Source organism: Embleya hyalina (genome assembly GCF_003967355.1).
Lineage (GTDB): Bacteria > Actinomycetota > Actinomycetes > Streptomycetales > Streptomycetaceae > Embleya > Embleya hyalina.
On sequence record NZ_BIFH01000038.1, the window covers coordinates 113,267 to 136,213 of the forward strand.

Consider the following 22,947-nt stretch of genomic DNA (forward strand, 5'->3'; position numbering starts at 1 on the left):
TCCGCATGCGTCATCGCCGGTGCGGGCCGGACGGGTGACCAGCCCCCGGAACCCATCCAACCCCCTGAATCCACCGAGCACACACGCATTCGCAAGTCGGCCCCGGGCACCCCGTCCCGGGCCCGGATCGGCGATGGGAGAACTGCGTTGTCGCACGCCTCGCGGGAACCGGACGATCACGCGTCGCGGGAACCGGACGACCTGGTGGGGGTGTTCGCGGCGCGCGTCGCCGAACACCCGGACGCGACCGCGATCACCTGCGCGGAGCGGGCGGTCGACTACCGCGAACTCGACGAATCCTCGGAGGCGGTACGCCGGTTCCTGGAGGCTCGCGGCGCGGACACCCATCTGGTCGACGACTGCGAGGTGTGCGGGCCGGAACTCGCCGACGAGGCGCCGGTCGGCGTGTTCATGGACCGGGGCGTCGACGTCGTCGTCGCGATGGTCGGCGCGGTCAAGGCGGGACGCCCCTATGTACCGCTGGACATCCGGTCGCCCGCGGCCCGGTCGCGGTTGATCCTGGACGAGTGCGGCATCGGCCTGGTTCTGGTGGACACGGCCGAACGGGCGGCTCGGGTACGCGAGTTCTGCGCCGAATGGGTCGACGTGGTGTGCTTCGCGGACGCGGTGGCGTCGCCGGGGCTCGTGGCGAGCGGACCCGTCGCGCCGCCCGGACCCGTGGCGGGGACGCCCCCGCGTCCTCGTTCGCCGCGTCGGCTCGCGTACGTGATCCACACCTCCGGCTCCACCGGCGTGCCCAAGGGCGTCGAGGTCGAGCACCGCGACCTGGTCGCCTTCGCCGCCGATCCGTGCTGGTCGGACGGCCTGGATCGGCGGGTGCTCCAGTATTCGCCGCTGGCGTTCGACGCGTCGGTGTTCGAGATCTGGATGCCGCTGCTGCGCGGCGGCCGGGTGGTGGTGGCCCCGCCCGGCGAGGTGGACGCGGGCGTGGTCGCGCGCCTGATCAAGGAGGAGGGCGTCACCTGCGCGTTCGTCACGACCTCCCTGTTCAACGTGATGGTCGAGCAGGATCCGGCGGTCTTCGCGGGCATCGGCCAGGTATGGATGGGCGGCGAGGCGGCCTCCCCGCTCGCCGTCTCGCGCGCGTTGCGGGCGGGCGGCGCCGGCACCGTGGTCAACGTCTACGGGCCCACCGAGGGCACCATCTTCGCCGCGTTCCACGTGCCGACCGAGCCGGTGGGCGCCCCCGTGCCGATCGGCTCGGCGATGGCGGGGGTGCGCACCTACGTCCTGGACGAGCGGCTGGACCCGGTCGAGACCGGCGCCGACGGCGAGCTGTGCCTGGGCGGGCGGGGTGTCGCACGGGGCTACCGGGGCCGCCCCGGGAGCACCGCCGACCGATTCGTCCCCGACCCGTTCGCCGGCGGCGGCGCGCGGATGTACCGCACCGGCGACATCGTGCGCCGGCGGCCGGACGGCCTGCTCGAATTCGTCGGCCGCCGAGACCGCCAGGTCAAGGTACGCGGCTTCCGCGTCGAACTCGGCGAGATCGAGAGCCGCCTCGTCCTGCGCCCCGACGTCGCGGGCGCCGCCGTGCTGGCCGTGCCGGACGCACACGGCGACAAGACGATCGTCGCCTACCTCGTCCCGCGCCGGGACACCCCGATCGGCGACGCGAACCCCCGGGCCGACGACATGGGTTGGGGTCGGTGGGTATTGGCCGAGTTGGCCGGCACGCTGCCCGCCTACATGGTGCCGACCGACTGCGTGGTTCTGGACGCGCTGCCGCTGACGCCCAACGGGAAGGTGGACTCGGCCGCGCTGCCCGCACCGACGCACGCCGTCGACGGCCGCGCGCCGCGTTCGGCCGTCGAGGAGCTGCTGTGCGAGGTGTTCGCCGATCTGCTCGGCCTCGACCGGGTCGGCATCGACGACAACTTCATCGAACTCGGCGGCCACTCGCTGCTCGCCACTCGCGCGGTCGCCCGGATCGCCGCCGCCGGAGCCGGACTGCTGCGGGTGGTCGACGTGTTCGAGGCGCCGACCCCGGCCGCACTCGCGCTCCGCCTGGACGCGGCGGCCCGGGCCCGGACCGACGAACGCCCGCCACCGACCCCCCGACCACGCCCCGACGTCATCCCGCCGTCCTTCGCCCAGCGGCGATTGTGGCTGGTCAATCGCCTGGAGGGCGGCGCCGACCCGGGCTACCACATCCCGCTGCTGTTCCGCCTGCACACCGAGCCCGACCTCGAAGCCCTGCGGGCCGCGCTGCGCGATGTGATCGAACGCCACGAGAGTCTGCGCACGGTCTTCCCCGTGCACGACGACATGCCGCGCCAACACATCCTGGACATCGACGAGTTCGGGGTACGGATCCCCGTCACCGAGTGTGCGGCCGACGCGCTGGACGCGGAGATCACCCGCGCCGCCCGGGTCCCGTTCGACCTGACCACCCGGCTCCCGATCCGGGCCGAGCTGATCCGAACCCCGCACGAGAGCCTGCTGCTCGTGGTGGTCCACCACATCAGCGCCGACGGCTGGTCGCTCACCACACTCACCGGCGACCTCGGCCGGGCCTACGCCGCCCGAATGCGCGGCACCCGACCCGACGTCGCGCCGCTGCCGCTGCAATACCGCGACTACGCCGCGTGGCAGCGCGAACAACTGGGCGACGAGAACGACCCGAACAGCCCGCTGGGCAGGCAATTGGTCTACTGGACACGGCGGTTGGCCGATGCACCCGCCGCACTGACGCTGCCCACCGATCGTCCGCGCCCGATCGTGGCCGGCCACGCGGGCGACGTACACGCCTTCGAACTGCCCGCCGACCTGTGCACGGCCCTGGACGCCCTGGCCCGATCCGCGCACACCACGCTGTTCGTCGCGCTGCACGCCGGCCTGGCCGGCCTGCTCACCCGACTCGGCGCGGGCGAGGACATCGTGGTGGGCAGCCCCATCGCGGGCCGCGCCGACGCCGTCCTCGACGACCTGATCGGGTTCTTCGTCAACACCGTGGTGCTGCGCACGGACACCTCCGGCGACCCCACCTTCGCCGAACTCCTCGCCAGGGTGGACCGCTCCTGGCTGCCCGCCTACGCCAACCAGGACGTCCCGTTCGACCTGCTCGTGGAAAGACTGAACCCGGTCCGCAGCCTGTCCCGACACCCGATCTTCCAGATCTCGCTCGGCCTGCTGAACACCCCCGACGCGATCACCGGACTGCCCGGACTGGCCGACCCGTGGACACTGGCCAACACCCGATCCGCCAGGTTCGACCTCGCGTTCCACCTCTTCCCGCACCGCACCGAGACGGGCCGCCCGGGCCGGATCGACGCCACCGTGGAGTACGCCACCGACCTGTTCGACCGGGACACCGTCCGGCGCATGGCCGACCGACTGGTCCGCCTCCTGCGCGAGGCCGTCGCCCACCCGCACCGCCCGCTCGGCGCGCTCACCATCCTCGACGACGCCGAACTCGCGACCCTGCGCCCGATCGAGCCGGCCGCCCACCCGGAACACGACACCCTGAACGCCGCCTTCCACGCCCGAGTCGCCGCACACCCCGAGGCACCGGCCGTCGGCGAAGGCGAAAACGTGCTCACCTACCGGGAACTGGCCCGGCGCGCCCGAGCGCTCGCGGACGGGCTGACCGACGTCGACGCACCCGTCGCCCTGCTCCTGGAACCCGGCGTCGACGCGGTCACCGCGACCGTCGGCGTGATCGAGGCCGGCGGGACCTATGTACCGCTCGACCCGGCCCTGCCCGACCGGCGTCTGGCCACGATCCTCGCCGACAGCGGTGCCGGCACCGTACTGGTCGACCACCCCGAGCGGGCGGAGCGGGTCCGCGGCCTGGTCGGCCCCGCGACGCGCGTCCTGCGGGTGGCCGACACGATCCGCGCCGGGGCGGCGGCACCCATCGCGTCGGCGCCCGTCGAGAGCGACCCCGACCGCATCGCCCGCGTCACCTATACGAGCGACCCCGCCGGCGCCCTCGTCGGCGTGTGCACGAGCCACCGCGACCTGCTCACCGCCCCGGACCACCCGGGCGAGCCGATCCTGCGCTCCTCCGGACCCGGCCACGAGCCCGGGCCCCGCGCGCCGTGGGCCCGGCTGGTGGGTGGTGTCGCCGTGGACGCCGTGAGTGAACCGGATGCCCAGGCCCCACCGACGGCCGGCGGCGCCCGCGCCCGGCTCGTGGACGAGACCGGCACCCTCGTCGGCATCGGCATGATCGGCGAACTGTGCCTGGCCGAGCCCGGGATCGCGTCCGGCTACCTGGGCCGACCCGCGCTCACCGCCGAGCGCTTCGTGCCCGACCCGTACGGCCCACCCGGATCGCGGATGTACCGCACCGGCGACCTGTTCCACCGCCGAGCCGACGGCGCCGCGAACCACGTCGGCCGCCGCGACCGGCAACTGCGCCTGGGCGGACGGCGGATCGAACCGGCCGAGATCGAGGCGGCGCTCACCGAACACCCGGACGTGGCCGAGGCCGTGGTGGTGCTCCGCGACGACGAACACCTCGGCGAGATCCTGGTGGGCTACCCGGTGCCGGCCCCCGGCCACCCGGATCCCGTCGACCGACTCCCCGCGTTCCTGGCCGAACGACTGCCCGCGCACCTGGTGCCGACCGCCCTGATCCCGCTGCCCGCGCTCCCGCGTACCCCGGCCGGTACCGTCGACGAGGCGGCGCTGCCCGCCCTCGACCTCGCCGGCCCCTCCCGGCCGCCGCGCACCGCCGAGGAACGGGCACTGTGCGCGCTGTACGCCCGCATCCTCGATCTGCCCGAAGTACGCCTCGACGACGGCTTCTTCGAACTCGGCGGGAACTCGCTGGCGGCGATCCGCCTCGTCGGCCGGCTGCGCGCGGACCACACGATCGAGGTGCCGGTCAAGAACGTCTTCCGCCACCCGACGCCCGCCGCGTTCCTGGCCGGCATGCCCACCGAGGCGCGGCTTCGACTCACCGCGTCCGATCACGACCGCGGCCGGGACCCCGACGAGCACACCATCCCGCGCACCACCACGCCCGACGACCTCGTGCCGCTGTCCTTCGCCCAGCGTCGATTGTGGTTCCTCGACCAACTGCGGCCGAACCGAGCGGACTACAACCTCCCCGTCGCGCTGCGTCTGACCGGCCCGTTGGACCCGGATCGGGTGCGTAACGCGCTCACCGGGCTGATCGCCCGACACGACATCCTCCGTACCCGCTATGTGCTCCGCGACGACGAGGCACGTCAACTCGTCGAACCGGCCGTACCGATCGTGCCGCGCGAGCTCGACCTGCGCGCGTTGCCGATCGACGAGGCGGCGCGCGCCGCCGACGCGGCGATCGCCGACGACCTCGGCCGCCCGTTCGATCTCGCCGCCGCACCTCCGGTGCGCACACTGCTGGTTCGATTGGCCGACGACGACCACATCCTCCTCCTGGTCGTACACCACATCGCCACCGACGGCTGGTCCAGCGAGGTGTTGTGCCGCGAATTGGCCGAGCGATACCGACTGGGCGCACGGTACGCACCGGATCCGCCCGCGCTGCGCTACGCCGACTACGCGGCCTGGGAGAGCGGTCCGGCGGCGGACCGGGTCCGGCGGGCACAGGCCGACTATTGGCGCACCCACCTGGCCGGACCGACCTCGGTGGAACTGCCGGGCGATCACCCGCGCCCGCCGGTCATGTCCGGTCGGGGCGAGCAGTTCGACTTCGAGATCCCCGCCGACCTGCGCCGCCGACTCCTCGACCTGAGTCGGACACACGAGAGCACGCCTTTCATCACCCTGCTCACCGCCTTCCAGGTGCTCGTCGCACGGCGCACCGGGGCCCGCGACATCGCCGTCGGCACCCCCGTCGCCGGTCGCGGGCGTCCCGAACTCGACGGACTGATCGGCCTGTTCGTCAACACCCTGGTCCTGCGCGTCGATCTCGATCCCGCACTGGGCTTCGCGGACCTTCTCGCCCGCACCCGCGCGCACGCGGCCGCCGCCTACTCGCACCAGGACCTGCCGTTCGAGCAACTCGTCGACGAACTGCGGCCGGAGCGCGACCTCGGCCGCAACCCGCTGTTCCAACTGATGTTCTCGATGGCGGACGTCAACCCCGCCCCCGCCGACTGGGGGGAACCCGCGGTCGCGCCGCACCCGGTGCCGTTCCGCGCCGCCAAACTCGACCTGGAGATCGCCGTCGCCGAGCGAGGGGACACGTATCTGGGCAGCGTCTACTACGCCACCGACCTGTTCGCCCCCGCCACGATCGAACGGCTGGCCCGAGACTATGTCCAGCTCCTCGCGGCGCTGGTCGAGCGACCGGACGCACCGGTGGGCGGACTCGGCCACGAAGCCCGCCTCGGGGCGCCCGACGCCCTCGGGTCCGCGCCCGACCGGACCGAGGCCCTCGCGTCCCCCACGACCGGCGATGCCCGGCATGGGGCCGCGGACGACTCCGGGGCCGGCGCCGAGCCGTACGCCCGATGGAACGACACCGCCGTCGACCACGACCTCGACCACGGCCTGCACGAACTGTTCGCCCGGCAAGCCCGCCGCACCCCGCACACCGCGGCCGTGATCGCCGGACGGGAGACCCTCGACTACGCCGAACTCGACCGCCGCGCGAACCGCTTCGCGCACCGACTCGTGGCACACGGGGTCCGCTCCGGCCTCCCGGTCGGCCTGCGCCTGGACCGGGGCCCGGACCTGGCCGTCGCGCTGCTCGGGATCCTCAAGGCCGGCGGCGCCTACCTCCCGCTCGACCCCGACCTGCCCCCGGCCCGGGTCCGACAACTCCTCGACGAGGCGGGCACGGACATCTGCGTCGTCGACGCCTCGGCGGGCGACGCGTCGCCGGCCGACGCCGGGATCCGCACCATCACGGTCGACTCGGGCGCACCAACCGACGCCCGGTCGGACACCCCGCCCGACGTCCCGGTCGACCCCGACGACCTGGTCTCGATCCACTACACCTCGGGCTCGACCGGTCGGCCCAAGGGTGTGGCGAACCCGCACCGGGGCTGGGTCAATCGTATGTGGTGGATGCATCGCCGACACGGTCTGGCCGTGGGTGACCGGGTGTTGCACAAGACCGTGCTCAGCTTCGACGACTCCGCGGTGGAGCTGTTCTGGCCGTGGCTGGTCGGCGGCACCGTCGTGATGCTCGAACCCGGCCTGCACCGCGACCCGCGGGCGATCCTGCGCGCGGCCGTCGAACACGAGGTCGCCGTGCTCCAGTTCGTGCCCAGCATGCTCGGCCTGTTCCTCGACGAACTCGACGCCGTCGGGCCCACGGGACTCGACCGGTTGCGGGTGGTGGTCTCCAGCGGCGAGGCGCTGCGCCCGGACCTGGTGGCCCGCTTCCGCGCGCATCTGGACGCGCGGGGCGCCCGGTTGCACAACCAGTGGGGGCCGACCGAGGCGTCCATCGACGCCACCCACCACGTCTGCGGCCCCGAGGACGCGGAGGCGGACACGGTCCCGATCGGCCTGCCCCTGGACAACTACCGGGTGCACGTCCTGGACGCCGACCTGCGGCCGGTCCCGGTCGGCGTCGAGGGTGAACTGCACGTCGGTGGACCCGGGTTGGCACGCGGCTACTGGAACGATCCGTCGCGCACCGCCGAGGCGTTCGTGCCCGATCCGGACGTCCCGGGGGAGCGGCTGTACCGGACCGGTGACCGCGCGATCCGTCGCCCGGACGGCGAACTGCTCTTCCTGGGCCGGGTCGACCACCAGGTGAAGATTCGCGGCATCCGGGTCGAACTCGGCGAGATCGAGGCCATGTTGGTGGCGCACCCGGACATCGCCGACGCCGTGGTCACCAAATGGGAGCCCACCCCCGGCGACCACCGTCTGCTCGCCCACCTCGTCGCCGCCGCCGGCACCCGCCTCGAACCCGAACACGTGCGCGCCTACCTGGGCGAGCGGCTGCCGCCGTATCTGGTGCCCACCCGGCTGACCCTGCTCGACGCACTGCCGCTGAGTCCGAACGGCAAGGTGGACCGCGGAAGACTGCCCGCACCGGAACGAGACGCCGAACCGGCCCCGATGCCCGGCCCGATCCGCGCCCCCGAGACCGACGCGGAAGTCCTGGTCGCCCAGGTCTGGGCGCAGTTCCTGGCCGCCGACGACGCCGACGCCGACTTCTTCGCCCTGGGCGGACATTCGCTCCTGGCCACCCGGATCGTCTCCCGACTGCGCCGCGCCCTGGACGTGGAACTGCCACTGATGCTGCTCTTCGAGCATCCGACGATCGCCGGGCTCGCCGCCGCCGTCGAGGCCGAACTGCTCGACGAAGCGACCGACGACGACACGTGCGCCGGGGACTGCGATGACTGAGCGCACCGGCGCGGGTGACCCGCGCCTGGCGGAACGACTGCGGGAGGCCCGGGCGCGGCTGGCCGACCCGGGTCCCGACTCCCCGGACGCGCACGCGGGATCGTTGCCCCGGCGCCCGGCCGACGCCCCGATCGTGGCCTCGTTCGAGCAGGAACGGGTCTGGTTGGTCGATCGCATCCTGGGCCGGGCCCCGGAGTACAACGTGCCGCAATGCATGTGGTTCCGGGACGAATTCGACCCCGACGCGTTCGGTCGGGCGCTCACCGCGCTGGTCGCCCGGCACGAGGTGTTGCGGACCGTGTTCACCGAGGTCGACGGCCTGCCCCGGCCCGTGCTCCGTCCCGAGGGCCCGGTGACGATCGAGACGGTCGACGGCACCGAACTCGGCGATCCGGCCGACCCCGACGCCCTGCGCCGCCTCGCCCGAAGGGTCGCCGACCTCGCCGACCGCCCGTTCGACCTGGCCGGCGAAATCCCGCTGCGTGCGGCGGCGGTGCGCTGCGTCGACGGCTCCGCGCTGGTGCTGCTGACGGTGCACCACATCGCCACCGACGGAACGGCCATGGCCCGGACCTGGGACGAACTCGCCAGCGGGTACGCCGCCGCCCGCGCCCGCCGGCCGCTGCCCGCGGACCCGCCGGCCCGGCAATACGCCGACTTCGCCGCCTGGCAGCGCGCCCACGCCGCCGAGACCGAGGCCGCCGACCTGCGCTACTGGGCCGACCGGCTGACCGGACTGCCCGAACTCACGCTGCCCACCGACCATCCCCGACCCGCCGCGAGTGAGCGCGCCGGCGCGGAGGTGCGCTTCACCCTGCCCGCCGCGACCGCGGCCCGCGTGCGCGCGTTGTCCGTACGGTACGGCGCGACGCCGTTCATGACCCTGCTCGCCGGTTTCAAGGCGCAACTCGCCCTGCTCGGCGGGCAGACCGACATCGCGGTCGGCACCCCGGTCGCCGGGCGGGACCGCCCCGAACTCGAAACCATGCTCGGTACGTTCGTGAACACCGTGGTGCTGCGTACCGAACTGGCCGACTCGCCGAGCTTCGTCGACCTGATCGGCCGGGTGCGCGAGAGCGCGCTCGGCGCGTACGCCCATCAGGGCCTGCCGTTCGCGCACCTGGTCGAACACCTCCACCCCCGTCGCGACCTGAGTCGAAACCCGCTGTTCCAGGTGTTGTTCGCACACCGGCACGAGCCGGCGCCGGGGGCGGGGACACGGTCCGAACCGCGCCTTCGTCCCGTACCGCTGCCCGTCACCACCTCGAAGTTCGACCTCGCGCTCACCCTGACCGAAGCCGGCCCCGAAGCGCCGATCACCGGATCGATCGTCTTCGACCCCGACCTCTTCGAGTCCGCGACCATCCATCGCCTGGCCGCCGGATACGTCCGCCTCCTGCACGCGGCCACCGCCTACCCGGACCTGCCTCCCGACCGGCTTCCGCTCGCCGACCCGGCCGAAGCGGCCACCCTCGTACACGACTGGGGACGCGGCGAGTTCCGCGCGCCGAACGGCGCCACGCTGCCCGAACTGATCGCCGCGCAGGCCGTACGCACCCCCGAGGCGATCGCGCTCGGCTGCGGCGAGCGCACGGTGACCTACGCCGAGCTGATCGAGCGAGCCGACCGCCTGGCCGCCCGGCTCGCTGCCCTGGGCCTGCCGGCCGAGGGCGTGGTCGCGGTCTGTCTGGACCGCTCCGTGGACCTGGTGATCGCGCTGCTCGGAGTGCTGCGCGCGGGCGGAGGCTACCTGCCGATCGACCCGAGCCACGCCACGGCCCGAATCGGCGCCCTCCTCGCGGACAGCGAGACCCGGCTGGTACTCACCCACGCCGCGACCGCGCGGACCATGCCCTGGGCCGACCTCGGTGTGCCGGTGCTCGACCTCGACACCGTCGCCGACCACGCGCCGGGCCCGCGACCGCCCGCCGCCGCACCCGACCCGGACCAGGTGGCCTACCTGATCCACACCTCCGGTTCCACCGGCCGGCCCAAAGGCGTCATGGTCACCCACGGGGGCGTGGCCAACCTCGCCCGGGACATGATCGAACGTCTGGCCCTGGACGGGTCGTCCGTGGTGGGCGCGCTGACCACCGTCTCGTTCGACATCGCGGTGCTGGAACTGCTCGTCCCGCTCGCGGCCGGCGCCCGGGTCCAGGTGCTCCCGCAGGCGGCGCTCGCGGACGGCGGCCGGCTCGGCGCCGCGCTGACCGACGCCGGCGCCACCGTGGTCCAGGCCACCCCCGCCGGCTGGGCGATGCTGCTGGACGCGGGCTGGCCGGGCGGCGAGATCCGGGCGCTGTGCGGCGGCGAGGCACTGCCGGGACCGCTCGCCGAGCGCATCCGTGCGCGGGTGGCGCGCCTGTGGAACGTGTACGGCCCGACCGAAACCACCATCTGGTCCGCCGCACACCTCGTGGAGCACACCCCCGCCCCGCCCGGGCCGGATACCCCCGACCCCGCCGCCCCGCCGCTCGGCCGCCCGCTCCTGAACACCTCGCTGTACGTCCTCGACAACCGCCTCGCCGCCGTGCCCATCGGCGTGGTCGGCGAGCTGTACATCGGCGGGCTCGGCCTGGCGCGCGGCTACGCCGCCGACCCCGGCCGGACCGCCGAACGCCTGCTGCCCGACCCGTTCGCGGCGGGCGCCGGCCGCGCCGGGGCGCGGATGTACCGCACCGGCGACCTGGTCCGCTACCGCCCGGACGGCCGGCTGGACTTCCTCGGCCGAGCCGACCAGCAGATCAAGATCCGGGGCCATCGCATCGAGCCCGGCGAGATCGAGGCCCGCCTGCTGGCCCACCCCGACATCGCCCGGGCCGCGGTGCGGGTGCACGGCGAGGGGCTGGACCGGGTGCTCGTCGGCTACCTGGTGCGCCGCGCCGGCCACGACGACCGGGACCCCGGCGTGCTCGCCCGGGAGTGGCTGCGGGGGAGCCTGCCGGAATACCTGGTGCCGCCGCTGATCGTCGAACTCGACGCGCTGCCGCTGACACCGAACGGGAAGCTCGACCGCCGCGCGCTGCCGGACCCGCCCTCGCCCCGGACGAACGCCGCCCATGTCGCGCCCGTCGGCGAGCGGGAGCGGCGCATCGCCGAGGTGTGGGCGCGCGTCCTGGACGTGGAACGGGTCGGCGCGCACGACGACTTCTTCGCCCTGGGCGGCCACTCGCTGCGCGCGGCCCGGCTGGTCGCCGCGCTGCGCGAGGAACTGGCGGTGGAGGCGCCCGTGCGGCTCGTGTTCGACCGGCCCACGGTGCGCGGGTTCGCCGCCGCGCTCGACCCGGAGCGGCCCGTCGAGCGCATCCCGCGGCGCGCCGAACCGGGTCCGGCGCCGCTGTCGTTCCTCCAGCGGCGACTGTGGTTCCTGGACCGGCTGCGCCCGGATCGGGCCGACTACAACGTGGCGTCCGTCCTGCGACTGCGCGGCCGGGTGGACCCGGCCCTGCTGCGTCGGGCCGTCGAGGGGGTCCTGGCCCGGCACGACGTGCTGCGCGGGCGGTTCGTGTCCGGCCCCGACGGCCCCGTCCAGGTGAGCGACCCGGTCCGGCCGCCGTGGGACGAGGTGTACGAGCCGGGCGCGCCGGATCCGGGTGAGGCGGAATCGGCGGCGTTCGCCGAGGCGCGGCGGCGCTGCGCCGAGCCGTTCGACCTGGCGCGCGGCCCGCTGTTCCGGGCCACGCCGATCCGGATCGCCGCCGAGGACCACCTGTTGGTGGTGGTCGTGCACCACGCGGTCGTCGACGGTTGGTCGTTGCCGCTGTTCTGGGCGGAGGTCGGCGCCGGGTATCGCGCGCTCGCCGGGTCCGGGTCGGCGGCGGCGACGCCCGAGCCCGTTCGACCGCCGGTGCAGTACGCCGACTTCGCCGCGTGGGAGCGGGCCGACACCACCCGAGGCGCGGCGGATCTGCACTACTGGCGCGCGAAGTTGGCCGGAGCGAGCGCCACCGAGATCCCCGCCGACCGGCGCCGACCGGCGATGTTCGACGAGGAAGGCGCCTCGGTCGACTTCGAACTGCCCGAGACGGTGGCGCGGCGTACCGCCGAGGTGGCGCGCGAGCTGGGGGCCACGCCGTTCGTCGTCCTGTGCGCCGCGTTCGCGGTCACCGCCGCCCGGCTCTCCGGGAGTGCGGACGTCGTGCTCGGGACCCCGACCGCCGGTCGCGGCCGTCAGTATCCCGAACTGGCGGATGTGATCGGCCCCTTCGTCAACACCCTCGTACTGCGGACGCACGCCGAGGAGGAGCGCGTCTTCGCGGACCTGGTGCGGGAGGTGCGGACCACCGTCCTGGACGCGACCGCCCATCAGGACCTGCCGTTCGAGCGGTTGGTGGAGGAGCTGCGGCCGGAGCGCGAATTGAACCGACACCCGCTGTTCCGGATCATGTTCGCGCTCGACCGGGACGAGGCCGGTGCGCTCGACCTGCCCGGGGTGCGGACCGAATCCGTACGGATCCCGCACCACAGCGCCAAGTTCGACCTTGGCCTGACCCTCACGGAGCGTCGGGACGGCACGCTGACCGGATCACTGGCCTACGCCACGGCGCTCTACCACCCCACCACCGCCCACGGCATCGCGGACACGTTCCGGCGGGTGCTCACCGCGGCCCTCGCCCACCCGCACCGCCCGGTGGCGGGACCCGAACTGCTCGACCCGGCCGCCGCACGACGCCTGTCGCCGATCGACGGGCCGAGCGAGGCCGAGGACGGGTGCCTGCACACCCTGATCGCCGCCCGGGCGGCCGAGCGGCCGACGGCCCCGGCCCTGGAGTTCGGCGAACAGGTGCTCACCTATGCCCGGTTGGACCGGCGCGCGAACGACCTGGCCCGGCGACTGCGGGCGGCCGGGGCCCGGCCGGGCGTGTTCGTCGGCGTGCTGCTGCCCCGGTCGATCGAGCTGGTCGTGGGCCTGCTCGCGGTGTTCCGCACCGGAGCCGCCGCCGTACCGCTCGATCCGGGCCAACCCGCCCGGCGCAACCGCCTGTTGCTCACCAGCGCGGGCGCGTCCCTGGTGCTGACCGACGACGCGTCACCGACCGGCGACACGACGGACCGGTTCGCCGGGTCGGCGGTGGTGTCCGCGTCGACCATCGAGGCCGACAACCCTCCGGATTCCCCAGCCGGCCCGGCGGACCTCGCCTACGTGACCTTCACCTCCGGATCCACCGGCCTGCCCAAGGCGGTGCCCACCACCCACGCGGCGGCGACCCGCTATCTGCGCCTGCTCGCCGCCGAGTTCGGCATCGGCGCCGAGGACACCGTGCTCCAGGTGGCCGCCGTCTCCTTCGACGCGGCGATCCGGGACATCTTCGGCACCCTCGCCGCCGGCGCCCGCCTGGTGCTTTCGGCCGACGAACACGCCCGCGACCCGAGGGCGATCCTGGCCACGATCGACCGGCGCGGGGTGACCGCGCTGCTGTCCGTGGTGCCGTCGCTGCTGGGGGTGTTGACCGCGGTGGCCGACGGCCCGGGTGACGCCGACGCCGACGCGGCGCCCGCCGCGAGCCGGCTCCGGCTGATCCTGCTCAGCGGCGAGGAGCCGAACGCGCAGGTGTTGCGCCGGGTGCGCCGACTGGGCACCGGGATCGTCGTGGTCAACCAGTACGGGCCCACCGAATGCACCATGACGTCCACGTTCCGGCGCATCACCGACGCCGACCTCGACGCCGAGTCGATCCCGATCGGCGCGCCGCTGCCCGGAACCCGGGCACTGGTCCTGGACGCCGCCGGTCGACCGCTGCCCACCGGCGCGATCGGCGAACTGTACCTGGGCGGCCCCGGCGTCTCGATCGGCTACCCCGGCGCGCCCGCGGCCACCGCCGAGCGTTTCCTGCCGGACCCGTACGGACCGCCCGGCGGCCGGTGGTACCGCACCGGCGACCTGGCCCGGGTCGACTTCCACGGCCGACTGATCTTCCACGGCCGCCGCGACGACCAGGTCAAGGTGCGCGGTGTGCGGGTGGAACCCGGCGAGGTGGAGGCCGCGCTGCTGGCCCGGCCGGAGGTACGCGCGGCGGCCGTGGTGGCGCACCGGGGGCCGGACGGCGCCGAACTGGTGGCCTACGTGGTCGGCGTCACCGGCCCGCCCGACCCGCGCGCGCTGCGCCGGGCGCTCGCCGACGTACTGCCCGAGCACCTGCGCCCCGGCCACTACGTCGCGCTCGACGCGCTGCCCACCACCGCGCACGGCAAGCTCGACCGCCGGGCCCTGGCCGCCCGCCCACCGGCGCCCGAACCGGATTCCGGCGAGCCGGTGGTGACGCCGCGCAACCGGGTCGAGATGCGGCTCCTGGGCGTCTGGGAGGAGGTGCTCGGCCGGGCCCCGATCGGCGTGCACCAGGACTTCTTCGAACTCGGCGGCCATTCGCTCAAGGCGGTGGAACTGGTCGAGACGATCCGCCGCCGGACCGGCCTGGACCTGCCGCTGCACACCCTCTTCCGCAACCCCACCGTGGAGCGGCTGGCCGCCGCCGCGACCGCCCGGGCCGACCCCTCCCCCGACGGACCGGACCTGGTCGTCCCGCTCGGCGACGAACACCTGCCCGGACCGCCGCTGTTCCTGGTCCACCCGCAGTCCGGCGACGTGTGCTGCTACGTGCACCTGGTCCGCGAACTCGGGAACTGGCGGCCGGTGTACGGGATCGAGGCGATCGGCTACAGCAGCGACACCGCCCCGCTGACCGACCTGGGCGCGATGGCCCGGCGCTACGTCGAGGAGGTCCGCAAGGTCGCCCCCGACGGCCCCTACCTGCTCGCCGGTTGGTCGTTCGGCGGCAACGTCGTGGTGGAGATGGCCGCGCTCCTGGAGGCCGCCGGCGAGGAGGTCGCCTTCGTCGGGGTGATCGACGCCCGCGCGTTCGGCGAGGACGAGGTCGAGGAGTGGTACGCGAACACCGGCGAACTCGCCCGATTCGGCATCACCCAGGGCCTGACCCGCTCCGGCCTGAGCCGGGCCGACGACGACGCGCTGCTCACCCTGCTGACCGGACACCTCACCGCGCGGGACCGGCTGTCCCGATACGCCGACACCGGCACGCTGCGCCGGATGATCGACGTGTTCACCGCGAACGGGCGCGCCGCCGACGGTCATCGCTCGACCACCCGGGTGCACGCCCCGCTACACCTGTTCACGGCGAGCGAGCGGCACCCGACGCTGACCAACCCGGCTGTCGTGCCCGCGAGTTGGGGACGCCGCACGCACGCCTCGCTGCACGTGGTGCCGGTGCCCGGCACCCACCACGACCTGGCCAACCCGCCGCACGTGCCCGAGTTCGCCCGACTGCTGCGCAACGGCGTGGACACCGCGCTGCGCCCCGACGGCGCCGCCGGATCCGCGTCGTTCCACGAGGAGGCTCGGCCGTGACGAAACGCATCGGCATCGTCGGCGGCGTCGGCCCGCTCGCGTCCGTGTACTTCTACGAACGTCTGCTGCGCCTGTCCGGCGCGAGCGACGACGCCGACTACCCCGCGGCGGTGCTGGTCGCCGAACCGATGCCCAGCCGGATCGAGCACCTGCTCGGGCGCGGCGAGAGCCCGCTGCCGCAACTGCTGAACACCGTGGAGCAGCTGGAGCGCGCCGGAGCGGACGTGATCGCCATCCCCTCGGCGACCACCCACGCCTACCGGACCGAACTGTGCGACGCGGTCGGCGTACCGGTCTTCGACCTGCTCGCCGAGACCGGTGTCGCGCTGCGCCGCCGCCGGCTGCGCCGGCCGCTGCTGCTGGCCACCGAGGCCACGGCGGAACTGCGCCTGTACGAGCCGCACCTGGCGCCCGACACGATCGCGCGCTATCCGGACGCGGAACGGCAGGCGCGGACCGACGACTTCATCGAGCGGGTCAAGCGCGGCGACCCGGTCGAGGCGCTGCGCGGGGAATTCGCCCGCTGGATCGAGGGCCTGCCGTCGCGCCGGACGGGTGATCCGGACTGCGTCGTGCTGGCCTGTACCGAACTGTCGGTGATCGCCCCGCCCCGGGCGAGCCGCGTCCCGGTCGTGGACGTGACCGACGTGTTGGCACGGGCGATCCTCGCCCCCGGAGACGCCCCTTCGCGACCGGTGCGAGCGGCCGCCACCCCATCGGAAACGCAACGAGACGCAATGAGCGGAGAACAACCATGACGGTTGAGGACACCCGTTGGTCGGTCGTGATCAACGACGAGGAGCAGTACTCGATCTGGGCGGCCGGCCGCGATGTGCCGGTCGGTTGGCGGATCGTGCGGGTGGACGGCGTCGACGTCGAGGGGTCCCGGGAGGACTGCCTCGCCCACATCGAACGGGTGTGGACCGACATGCGTCCCAAGAGCCTGCGTGATCGGCTCGCCCGGCGGGCCGAGGCCGAGGCGCGGCAGTCCGCAGCGCGCCCTTCGGCGAGCTGAGCGGAAGGCGACGAACACGATGCGTGAGCCCACGCCGCAGGACAGCGCCCGAGCCCTGACCGGCTGGGCCGCCGAACAGGGCATCGACCCGGGCGACCTGGAACGGATCCACCGAGGTCTCGATCCCGACGACCCGGTGCGATCCCGGGCCGGGCACCTGCAATCCCCCGCGATCCTGGTGCCCGGACTGGCCGCCACGCCCTGGCACGACCCCGACCGGTATCCGTGGATCGACGCGCTGGAGAGCCGATACCCGCTCATCCGCGACGAGTTCGAGAAGCAGTACGCGAGCGAGGGGATCGACCGACACCCCGAGGAGCGCGAACTCGCCGCGACCGGCGGCTGGAACGCGTACCACTTCCACACCATGGGTACCACCTTCCCGGAACACCTGGCGCAATGCCCGGCCACGGCCGAGGCGTTGGCGGCGGTGCCGGGAGTGGCCGACGCCGGGATCTGCTACTTCTCGGTGCTCGCGCCGCGCACCCGGGTCAAGCCGCACTGCGGCTTCGTGAACACCCGGATCCGCTGCCATCTCGGTCTGACCGTGCCGCCCGGCTGTCGCATGCGGGTGGGCACCGAGTCCCGGGCCTGGCGGGAGGGCCGGTGTTCGGTCTTCGACGACTCGTTCGAGCACGAGGTGGCCAACGACTCGGACCACCCCCGGGCGGTGCTGCTCGTGGACACCTGGCACCCCGATCTGACCGAAGTCGAGCGCCGGGCGATGGAGTTCGTGATGCGCATGTGGACGTCCGATGTGGACTGACCCGAGGGCGGCCGGCCCCGCACCGTCGACCGCGCCTCCGCCGCCGCTGGGGCCCCTGTCGAGCGACGCGGACGCGATCCGGGTACCGCCCGCCGAATTGACCCTGTTCGTCGACTCGGTCTGCCGCCGCATGGGCGCCGGCGGGCAGGTGGCCGGCGAGGTCGCGGAACACCTCGTCGGCGCGAACCTGGCCGGACACGACTCGCACGGCGTGTTGCGACTGCCGCAATACGTCGCCGAGGCGGAGCGCGGCGACCTGATGCCCGGCGCCCGGCCGCACGTGCTGCGCCGACGCCGAGCGAGCGTACTGCTCGACGCGCGCCGCGGGTTCGGGCACTACTCGGCCCGAATGGCCTGCGAGTTGGTGGCCTCCCTGGCCATCGAACACGGCGTCGGGGTGGTGGCCATCCGACACTGCGGCCACATCGGCCGGCTCGGCCACTACTGCGAACTGCTCGCGAACGCCGGTCTGGTCGGGATGCTCACCGTGGGAGCGGCCGGTCCCGGCGTCGGCGTGATGGCGCCCCCCGGCGGCTCCGGGCGCTTCCTCGCGGCCAACCCCTGGGCGCTCGGCGTGCCCGGCACCGACCACCCGGTGGTGGTGGACGTGTCGATGGCGCTGCTCGCGGAGGGCAAGATCACCGCCGCCGCGGCGCGCGGCGAGGCGCTGCCCGAGGGGTGTGTGGTGGACGCGGGACGGCGTCCCAGCCGGGACCCGGCCGACTACCTGGCGGGCGGCGCGCTGCTGCCGCTGGGCAGTCCGGTGGCCGCGCACAAGGGCTTCGGCCTGGCCCTGGGCGCGGCCCTGCTCGGCGGCCTGGCCGCGATCGGCGACGGTACGCCGACCCTGGCCGGCTCGCAGCGCCCACCCGACTCCACCGGACGGGGCGAGATCGCCGGCGTCTGTCTGATCGCGATCGACCCCGAGGCGTTCGGCGGCCTGGAGCCGTATCGGGCGATGATCGCGGACACCGCCGCGCTGATCGCGGACGCCGAGGCGGGCGGGGCACACGCGACCGTCCCCGGCGCCCCGGAACATCGCAGCCGACAGGCCCGCGCGACCGGGATCCCGCTGCCGCGTTCGACCGTGGCCGACCTGATCGCGGTCGGCGCCCGGTTCGACGTCCCGACCAGGCTGCCGCGCACGGGCGACGCCGGCGTCGACCCGGGGGCGGCCGACCCCGCCGCGCCCCGGCCCAAACGTCCGTCGCGCCGGCCCTGAGCACACCGAACGCCCCTGGTGGGCACGGAAGGAAGGAGCACGGGCATGCCCGCGTGGGTCAACGACAGTCGACCGTTCCTGGACCGGTGGATCGACGAACAGCACGTGGACCGGTCCCGGTTGACCCGGATCCTGGACGGTCTGGAGGTCAGTTCGTGGCGCGAGCCCGCCGACGAGGACGCGGTGCAGCGCCCGGAAGTCCTGCTTCCCGGCCTCACCGCGCAACCGTGGTGGGACCGCAGGCACTTCCCCTGGATCGCCGACCTGGAGGCCGGATACGGCGCGATCCGCGAGGAGTTCGAGGCGGTCGGCGGGCTGGTGCCCGCCGACGCAGTCCGGCACCCCAACTCCGGCAACCTGGCCGAGGCGGGCGACTGGAACGCGTACTACTTCCACCTGCTCGGCCGCGCCTACCCGGAGCACATCGCCCGCTGTCCGCGCACCATGAAGGTGTTGTCCGAGCCGGACGGGGTGGCCGATTCGGGCATGTGCTACTTCTCCATCATGGGTTCGCGCACCCATGTCGCCCCGCACTGCGGCTTCATCAACGCCCGGGTGCGCTGTCACCTGGGCCTGGTCGTGCCGGACGGCGGGCGGATGCGGGTCGCCGACGAGACCCGGACCTGGAGCGAGGGCCGCGCGATCGTCTTCGACGACTCGTTCGAGCACGAGGTGTGGAACGAGGCCGAGTCGGGCCGGGCGGTACTGCTCTTCGACGTCTGGCATCCGGAGCTGACCACGATCGAGAAACGCGCGCTGGCGTACATGATGACCGTTTGGAAGACCTTCCTGTACGAGGACGACTAGGGATGGGCGACGAGGCGGACATCCCGGGGGCGCGGAGGTCGCGAGCGGAGCCGGTACAGGGGTCGGCGGGCGACACGGCGGGTGAGTCGGCGGGCGGGTCGGCGTCGGCTCCGGAATCGGCGCGCGCCTTGGCGCGGGCCGCCGAGGGGCCCTGGCGTTCGGCCGGGTGGGCACTGGTCAAATCCACCGGGTTCCCCTACGAGTTGCTGGAGGACCTGCGCGTCCTCGACCCGGTCGACGGGGATCCGGGCCGGGAGGTCGCGGCGGCCGCCGTCGCGGACGGGCCGGCCGACGCGGACCCGATCGCCGAGTGTGTGCGCCGCCTGCTGCGCACCTGCGCGGACCCGCGCTTCCTGGAGGCCGTCCTGCTCTCCAGCCGGGGTGCCTACGAACGCCTGCACCACTGGTTGCGGACCGACCCGGACCCGAGCCGGCTGCGCTCGGCCGACCGGCGACGGGTGCTGCTGGCCGCGATGTACCTCCAGCGGATGTGCGCCAAGAACGAGAGCACCAGCTTCTTCGGCCCGGTCGCCTGGGCCCGGGTGCACCCCGACGATCCGTTCCGGCTCGACCTCGGGGAGCCGGCCCCGGTCCGCCTGGCGACCGCGTGGACGCACTGGGCCGCGCAGGCGATCGCCGACGCGATGAGCGCCGATCCCGACGTGCTCGCCGAGGTGGCGCCGCGCGTGCCACCGAACCTGGTCGAGCGGGACGGGCGACGGTTCGCGGTCCGCTACGACCGCCGGCCGATCACCCTGGACGAACGCGTCGAGCCGCCCGGGACGCCGGCCGAACGGGCGTTGCTCGCGCGCTGCGACGGGCGGACCACCGCCGCCGAACTGGCCGCCGCCGAGGGCCTGGACCTGGACGACACACTCGATCTGCTGCGTGCGCTGGACCGGCGCGGCCTGGTGCGGTTCGGGCCGACCGTCCCGGTCGGTCTGATCGATCCGCTGCGCCCGCTGACCGAGTTCGCCGCGCGCCTGTCCGGCCCGACGGGGCGGCGGTGGCGGGGCGTACTGGACGAATTGGAGCTGCGCCGACGGCGGTTCCACGAGGCTCCCTCCCTGGCGGCGCGCCGCGAGGCACTGTCGGCCGTCGGACGCGCGTTCACCGAGGTGACCGGAGCCGCGCCGGACAAGGACGCGGGCCGGCACTACGCCGACCGGTCGATCCTGGTCGAGGACGGGAGCTTCCCCTGGCCGCGGTTCGACCTCGGCCGCCCGCTGCACCGGTACCTCACCGACGAGGCGCCGGTGCTCCTGGACCTGCTGTTCGAACTGTCGCTGGCCCGGCGGCGACGGCTGGTCGCCGAGATCACCGAATGGTTCGCCGACACGTTCGGCGGGCGAAGCGTGCCGCTGGACCGGGTGTTGGTCGCCGCCGAGGTGGCCGGGCTCGGTGAGCGGCTGCGCAAGATCGACGATCGGGCCCGGCTGGACGGGCCCTCCGCGCTCACCGACCGGCTGCGGGCCGACGCGGACCGGCCCCGGGTGCGGCTCGGCATGGACTGGGCGAAACGGGCCGCGGCCGAGGTGGACTTCGACACGTGGTGCGTGGCGGGCGCCGACCTGTTCGTCGCCGCGCCGGACGAGGCGGCGATCGACGCCGACGCCTTCACCGTCGTGGTCGGCGAAGTACACGGCCTGCACGATCAGTTGCTGCAGGGCCTGTGGCCGGCGCTGCATCCGGACCAGGCCGGGTTCGAGGCCGAGATCGGCGGCCTGATCGAGGGGCTGACCGACGCGCGGATCTGCGATCCCGTCCTGGCACACGGGCGCAAGACGCTGGCCCGCGCCGAGGTGTTGCCCGAGGTGGAGTTCCTGGGTACCAGCCCCCGCCCGCCGGGACGGGTCGGGCGCGCGGCCGATCTGCGCGTGCGCCTCGACGGCGGTGAACTCGTCTTGGAATGCCCGACGTTGGGTCGAGTACTGCTGACCAGACCGCCGCTGCCGTCCTGGGGTGACGAGGTCGAGTCGATCTTCACGCCGTTCACCGGCGCCCGACTGATCGGTGCCGAGGACATGTTCCGTGCCCTCGACGACGTCCCGCACCTGCCCCGGCTGACCGTCGGCCGCACCGTCGTACACCGGGAGACCTGGCGGATTCCCGCGCCGGCGCCACGATCCTGGAGCGGTCTGCACCCGGGCAACCGCACCCGGATGCGCCGGTTGCGCGACCGGTACGGGTTCCCCGACCAGGTCTATGTGCGCTTCGCCGGCGAACCCAAGCCGATCTTCGTGGACTTCGAGGTACCGGTGCTGGCCGACCTGTTCTCGCGCCACTTCGACCGGGCCCACGGTCCGATCGTGGTCTCGGAGATGTTGCCGGGACCGGCCGACCTGTGGTTGCGCGACCACACGGGTCGACACACCGCCGAACTCCGGTTCGGCTTCTACCGGGGACGGGCGGGGGAGCGGAGCGGATGAATCGCGGATCGACCGGACCACCGGGCCTGGACGCGGAGTTCACCCTGCCGAGGGCCGGCGCGGGCGAACCCGGGATCGGCGGCACCCCGCTCGTGCCGCTGATACTGCCCGTGTGCGGCGTCGACCGCCGACTGTGGCTCAAGCTCGAAGGAGCCAACGCGTACGGATCGATCAAGGCCCGTACCGCGCACGCCCTGATCGAGCACCTGGAACGCGACGGCGGCCTGGTACCGGGCGGATCGATCGTCGAGTCCACCTCGGGAAACCTGGGCGTCGCGCTCGCCGGCATCTGCCGCGCCCGGGGCTATCGGTGCACCCTCGTGGTGGACCGCGACACCCCGCGCCGGAGCATCACGCTGATGGCGGACGCGGGCGCCGACGTGGTCCTGGTCGAGCCGACGGCCGACGGCAACCCGGTCGCCGAACGGCTGCGCATGGTGCGCCGGATCCTCGCCGCCGATCGACGCATGCGCTGGACCGACCAGTACGGCAGCCCCGCCAACCCGAGCGTGCACGAGCGCTGGACCGGGCCCGAACTCGCCCGGGGCGTCGGTGCCGTCGGCCCGGACGCGGTGGTCGCGGCGATCTCCACCGGCGGCACCCTGGCGGGCCTGTCCGCCTACTTCCGCCGTGCCCACCCGAACACCACGATCGTCGGGGTGGACGCGGTCGGTTCGGCGGCCACCGGCGGCGAACGCGGCGCGCGTCCGGCCAAGATCCCCGGCTTCGGGTCGGGACGTCGCTCCTCGTTCCTGCGCCCGGGCGATTGGGACATGTGCGTGCGGGTCCACGACGAATACGCCGCTCCGGCCTGCCGGGTCGTGCGTGCGGCCACCGGCCTGACCCTGGGCGGCTCCTCCGGCGCCGCGCTCCTGGGCGCGGTGGTCGCCGCCCGAGGCGACCCGGAACTGCGCGAGATCGGCGTGATCTGTCCGGACCTGGGCGCCGCGTATCTGAACACCGTCTACGCGAGCCGCCGCCCGCCGCCGCCCGGGTCCGAACCGGCCCTGCGCGAGGGCCTGGCCGACCTGGCCGCCGCCCGCAGACGCGGGTGAA

The 22,947-nt window shown here is 74.0% G+C and carries 9 protein-coding genes; all 9 read left to right on the forward strand.

All coding sequences use genetic code 11. From position 1 onward, the window contains the following. Positions 1-147: 147 nt before the first annotated feature. The 9 genes from EMA17_RS39440 to EMA17_RS39480 are packed head-to-tail and all read left to right on the forward strand — an operon-like array spanning position 148 to position 22,946. Positions 148-8,289 carry a non-ribosomal peptide synthetase gene (locus tag EMA17_RS39440; RefSeq protein WP_160161727.1) on the forward strand — a complete coding sequence of 2,714 codons (8,142 nt, stop codon included), beginning with the start codon at positions 148-150 and terminating at the stop codon, positions 8,287-8,289. Then, the gene (locus tag EMA17_RS39445) at positions 8,282-15,652 is read left to right on the forward strand and encodes a non-ribosomal peptide synthetase (protein ID WP_126642035.1); all 7,371 of its coding nucleotides are present in this window, start codon (positions 8,282-8,284) and stop codon (positions 15,650-15,652) included. The genes EMA17_RS39440 and EMA17_RS39445 overlap by 8 nt, the downstream gene beginning before the upstream one ends. Next, positions 15,649-16,410: an aspartate/glutamate racemase family protein gene (locus tag EMA17_RS39450; RefSeq protein WP_126642036.1), complete on the forward strand. Its 762-nt coding sequence runs from the start codon at positions 15,649-15,651 to the stop codon at positions 16,408-16,410. The genes EMA17_RS39445 and EMA17_RS39450 overlap by 4 nt, the downstream gene beginning before the upstream one ends. Next, positions 16,407-16,667 (forward strand): MbtH family protein, encoded by a 261-nt coding sequence (locus tag EMA17_RS39455; RefSeq protein ID WP_126642037.1) that lies wholly within the window; start codon positions 16,407-16,409, stop codon positions 16,665-16,667. The genes EMA17_RS39450 and EMA17_RS39455 overlap by 4 nt, the downstream gene beginning before the upstream one ends. Before the next feature lie 19 nt (positions 16,668-16,686). Continuing rightward, a complete protein-coding gene (locus tag EMA17_RS39460; protein WP_126642038.1) occupies positions 16,687-17,433 on the forward strand; it encodes an aspartyl/asparaginyl beta-hydroxylase domain-containing protein in 747 nt (248 codons plus the stop codon). Then, a complete protein-coding gene (locus EMA17_RS39465) occupies positions 17,423-18,655 on the forward strand; it encodes an Ldh family oxidoreductase (protein WP_126642039.1) in 1,233 nt (410 codons plus the stop codon). Before EMA17_RS39460 ends, EMA17_RS39465 begins: the two co-directional genes overlap by 11 nt. Before the next feature lie 45 nt (positions 18,656-18,700). After that, positions 18,701-19,462, forward strand: a complete 762-nt coding sequence (locus EMA17_RS39470) for an aspartyl/asparaginyl beta-hydroxylase domain-containing protein (protein WP_126642040.1) — start codon at positions 18,701-18,703, stop codon at positions 19,460-19,462. Between the two features lie 2 nt (positions 19,463-19,464). Further along, positions 19,465-21,891, forward strand: coding sequence for a lantibiotic dehydratase (locus tag EMA17_RS39475; RefSeq protein ID WP_126642041.1), 2,427 nt, complete (start codon positions 19,465-19,467; stop codon positions 21,889-21,891). Further along, positions 21,888-22,946: a pyridoxal-phosphate dependent enzyme gene (locus tag EMA17_RS39480; RefSeq protein WP_126642042.1), complete on the forward strand. Its 1,059-nt coding sequence runs from the start codon at positions 21,888-21,890 to the stop codon at positions 22,944-22,946. Before EMA17_RS39475 ends, EMA17_RS39480 begins: the two co-directional genes overlap by 4 nt. Position 22,947: the final 1 nt, after the last annotated feature.

What these genes read in the sequence shown, in the direction of transcription:
- EMA17_RS39445 (WP_126642035.1), top strand. Translation starts at nt 8,282, where the DNA reads ATGACTGAGCGCACCGGCGCGGGTGACCCGCGCCTGGCGGAACGACTG.
- EMA17_RS39455 (WP_126642037.1), top strand. Translation starts at nt 16,407, where the DNA reads ATGACGGTTGAGGACACCCGTTGGTCGGTCGTGATCAACGACGAGGAG.
- EMA17_RS39460 (WP_126642038.1), top strand. Translation starts at nt 16,687, where the DNA reads ATGCGTGAGCCCACGCCGCAGGACAGCGCCCGAGCCCTGACCGGCTGG.
- EMA17_RS39465 (WP_126642039.1), top strand. Translation starts at nt 17,423, where the DNA reads ATGTGGACTGACCCGAGGGCGGCCGGCCCCGCACCGTCGACCGCGCCT.
- EMA17_RS39470 (WP_126642040.1), top strand. Translation starts at nt 18,701, where the DNA reads ATGCCCGCGTGGGTCAACGACAGTCGACCGTTCCTGGACCGGTGGATC.
- EMA17_RS39475 (WP_126642041.1), top strand. Translation starts at nt 19,465, where the DNA reads ATGGGCGACGAGGCGGACATCCCGGGGGCGCGGAGGTCGCGAGCGGAG.
- EMA17_RS39480 (WP_126642042.1), top strand. Translation starts at nt 21,888, where the DNA reads ATGAATCGCGGATCGACCGGACCACCGGGCCTGGACGCGGAGTTCACC.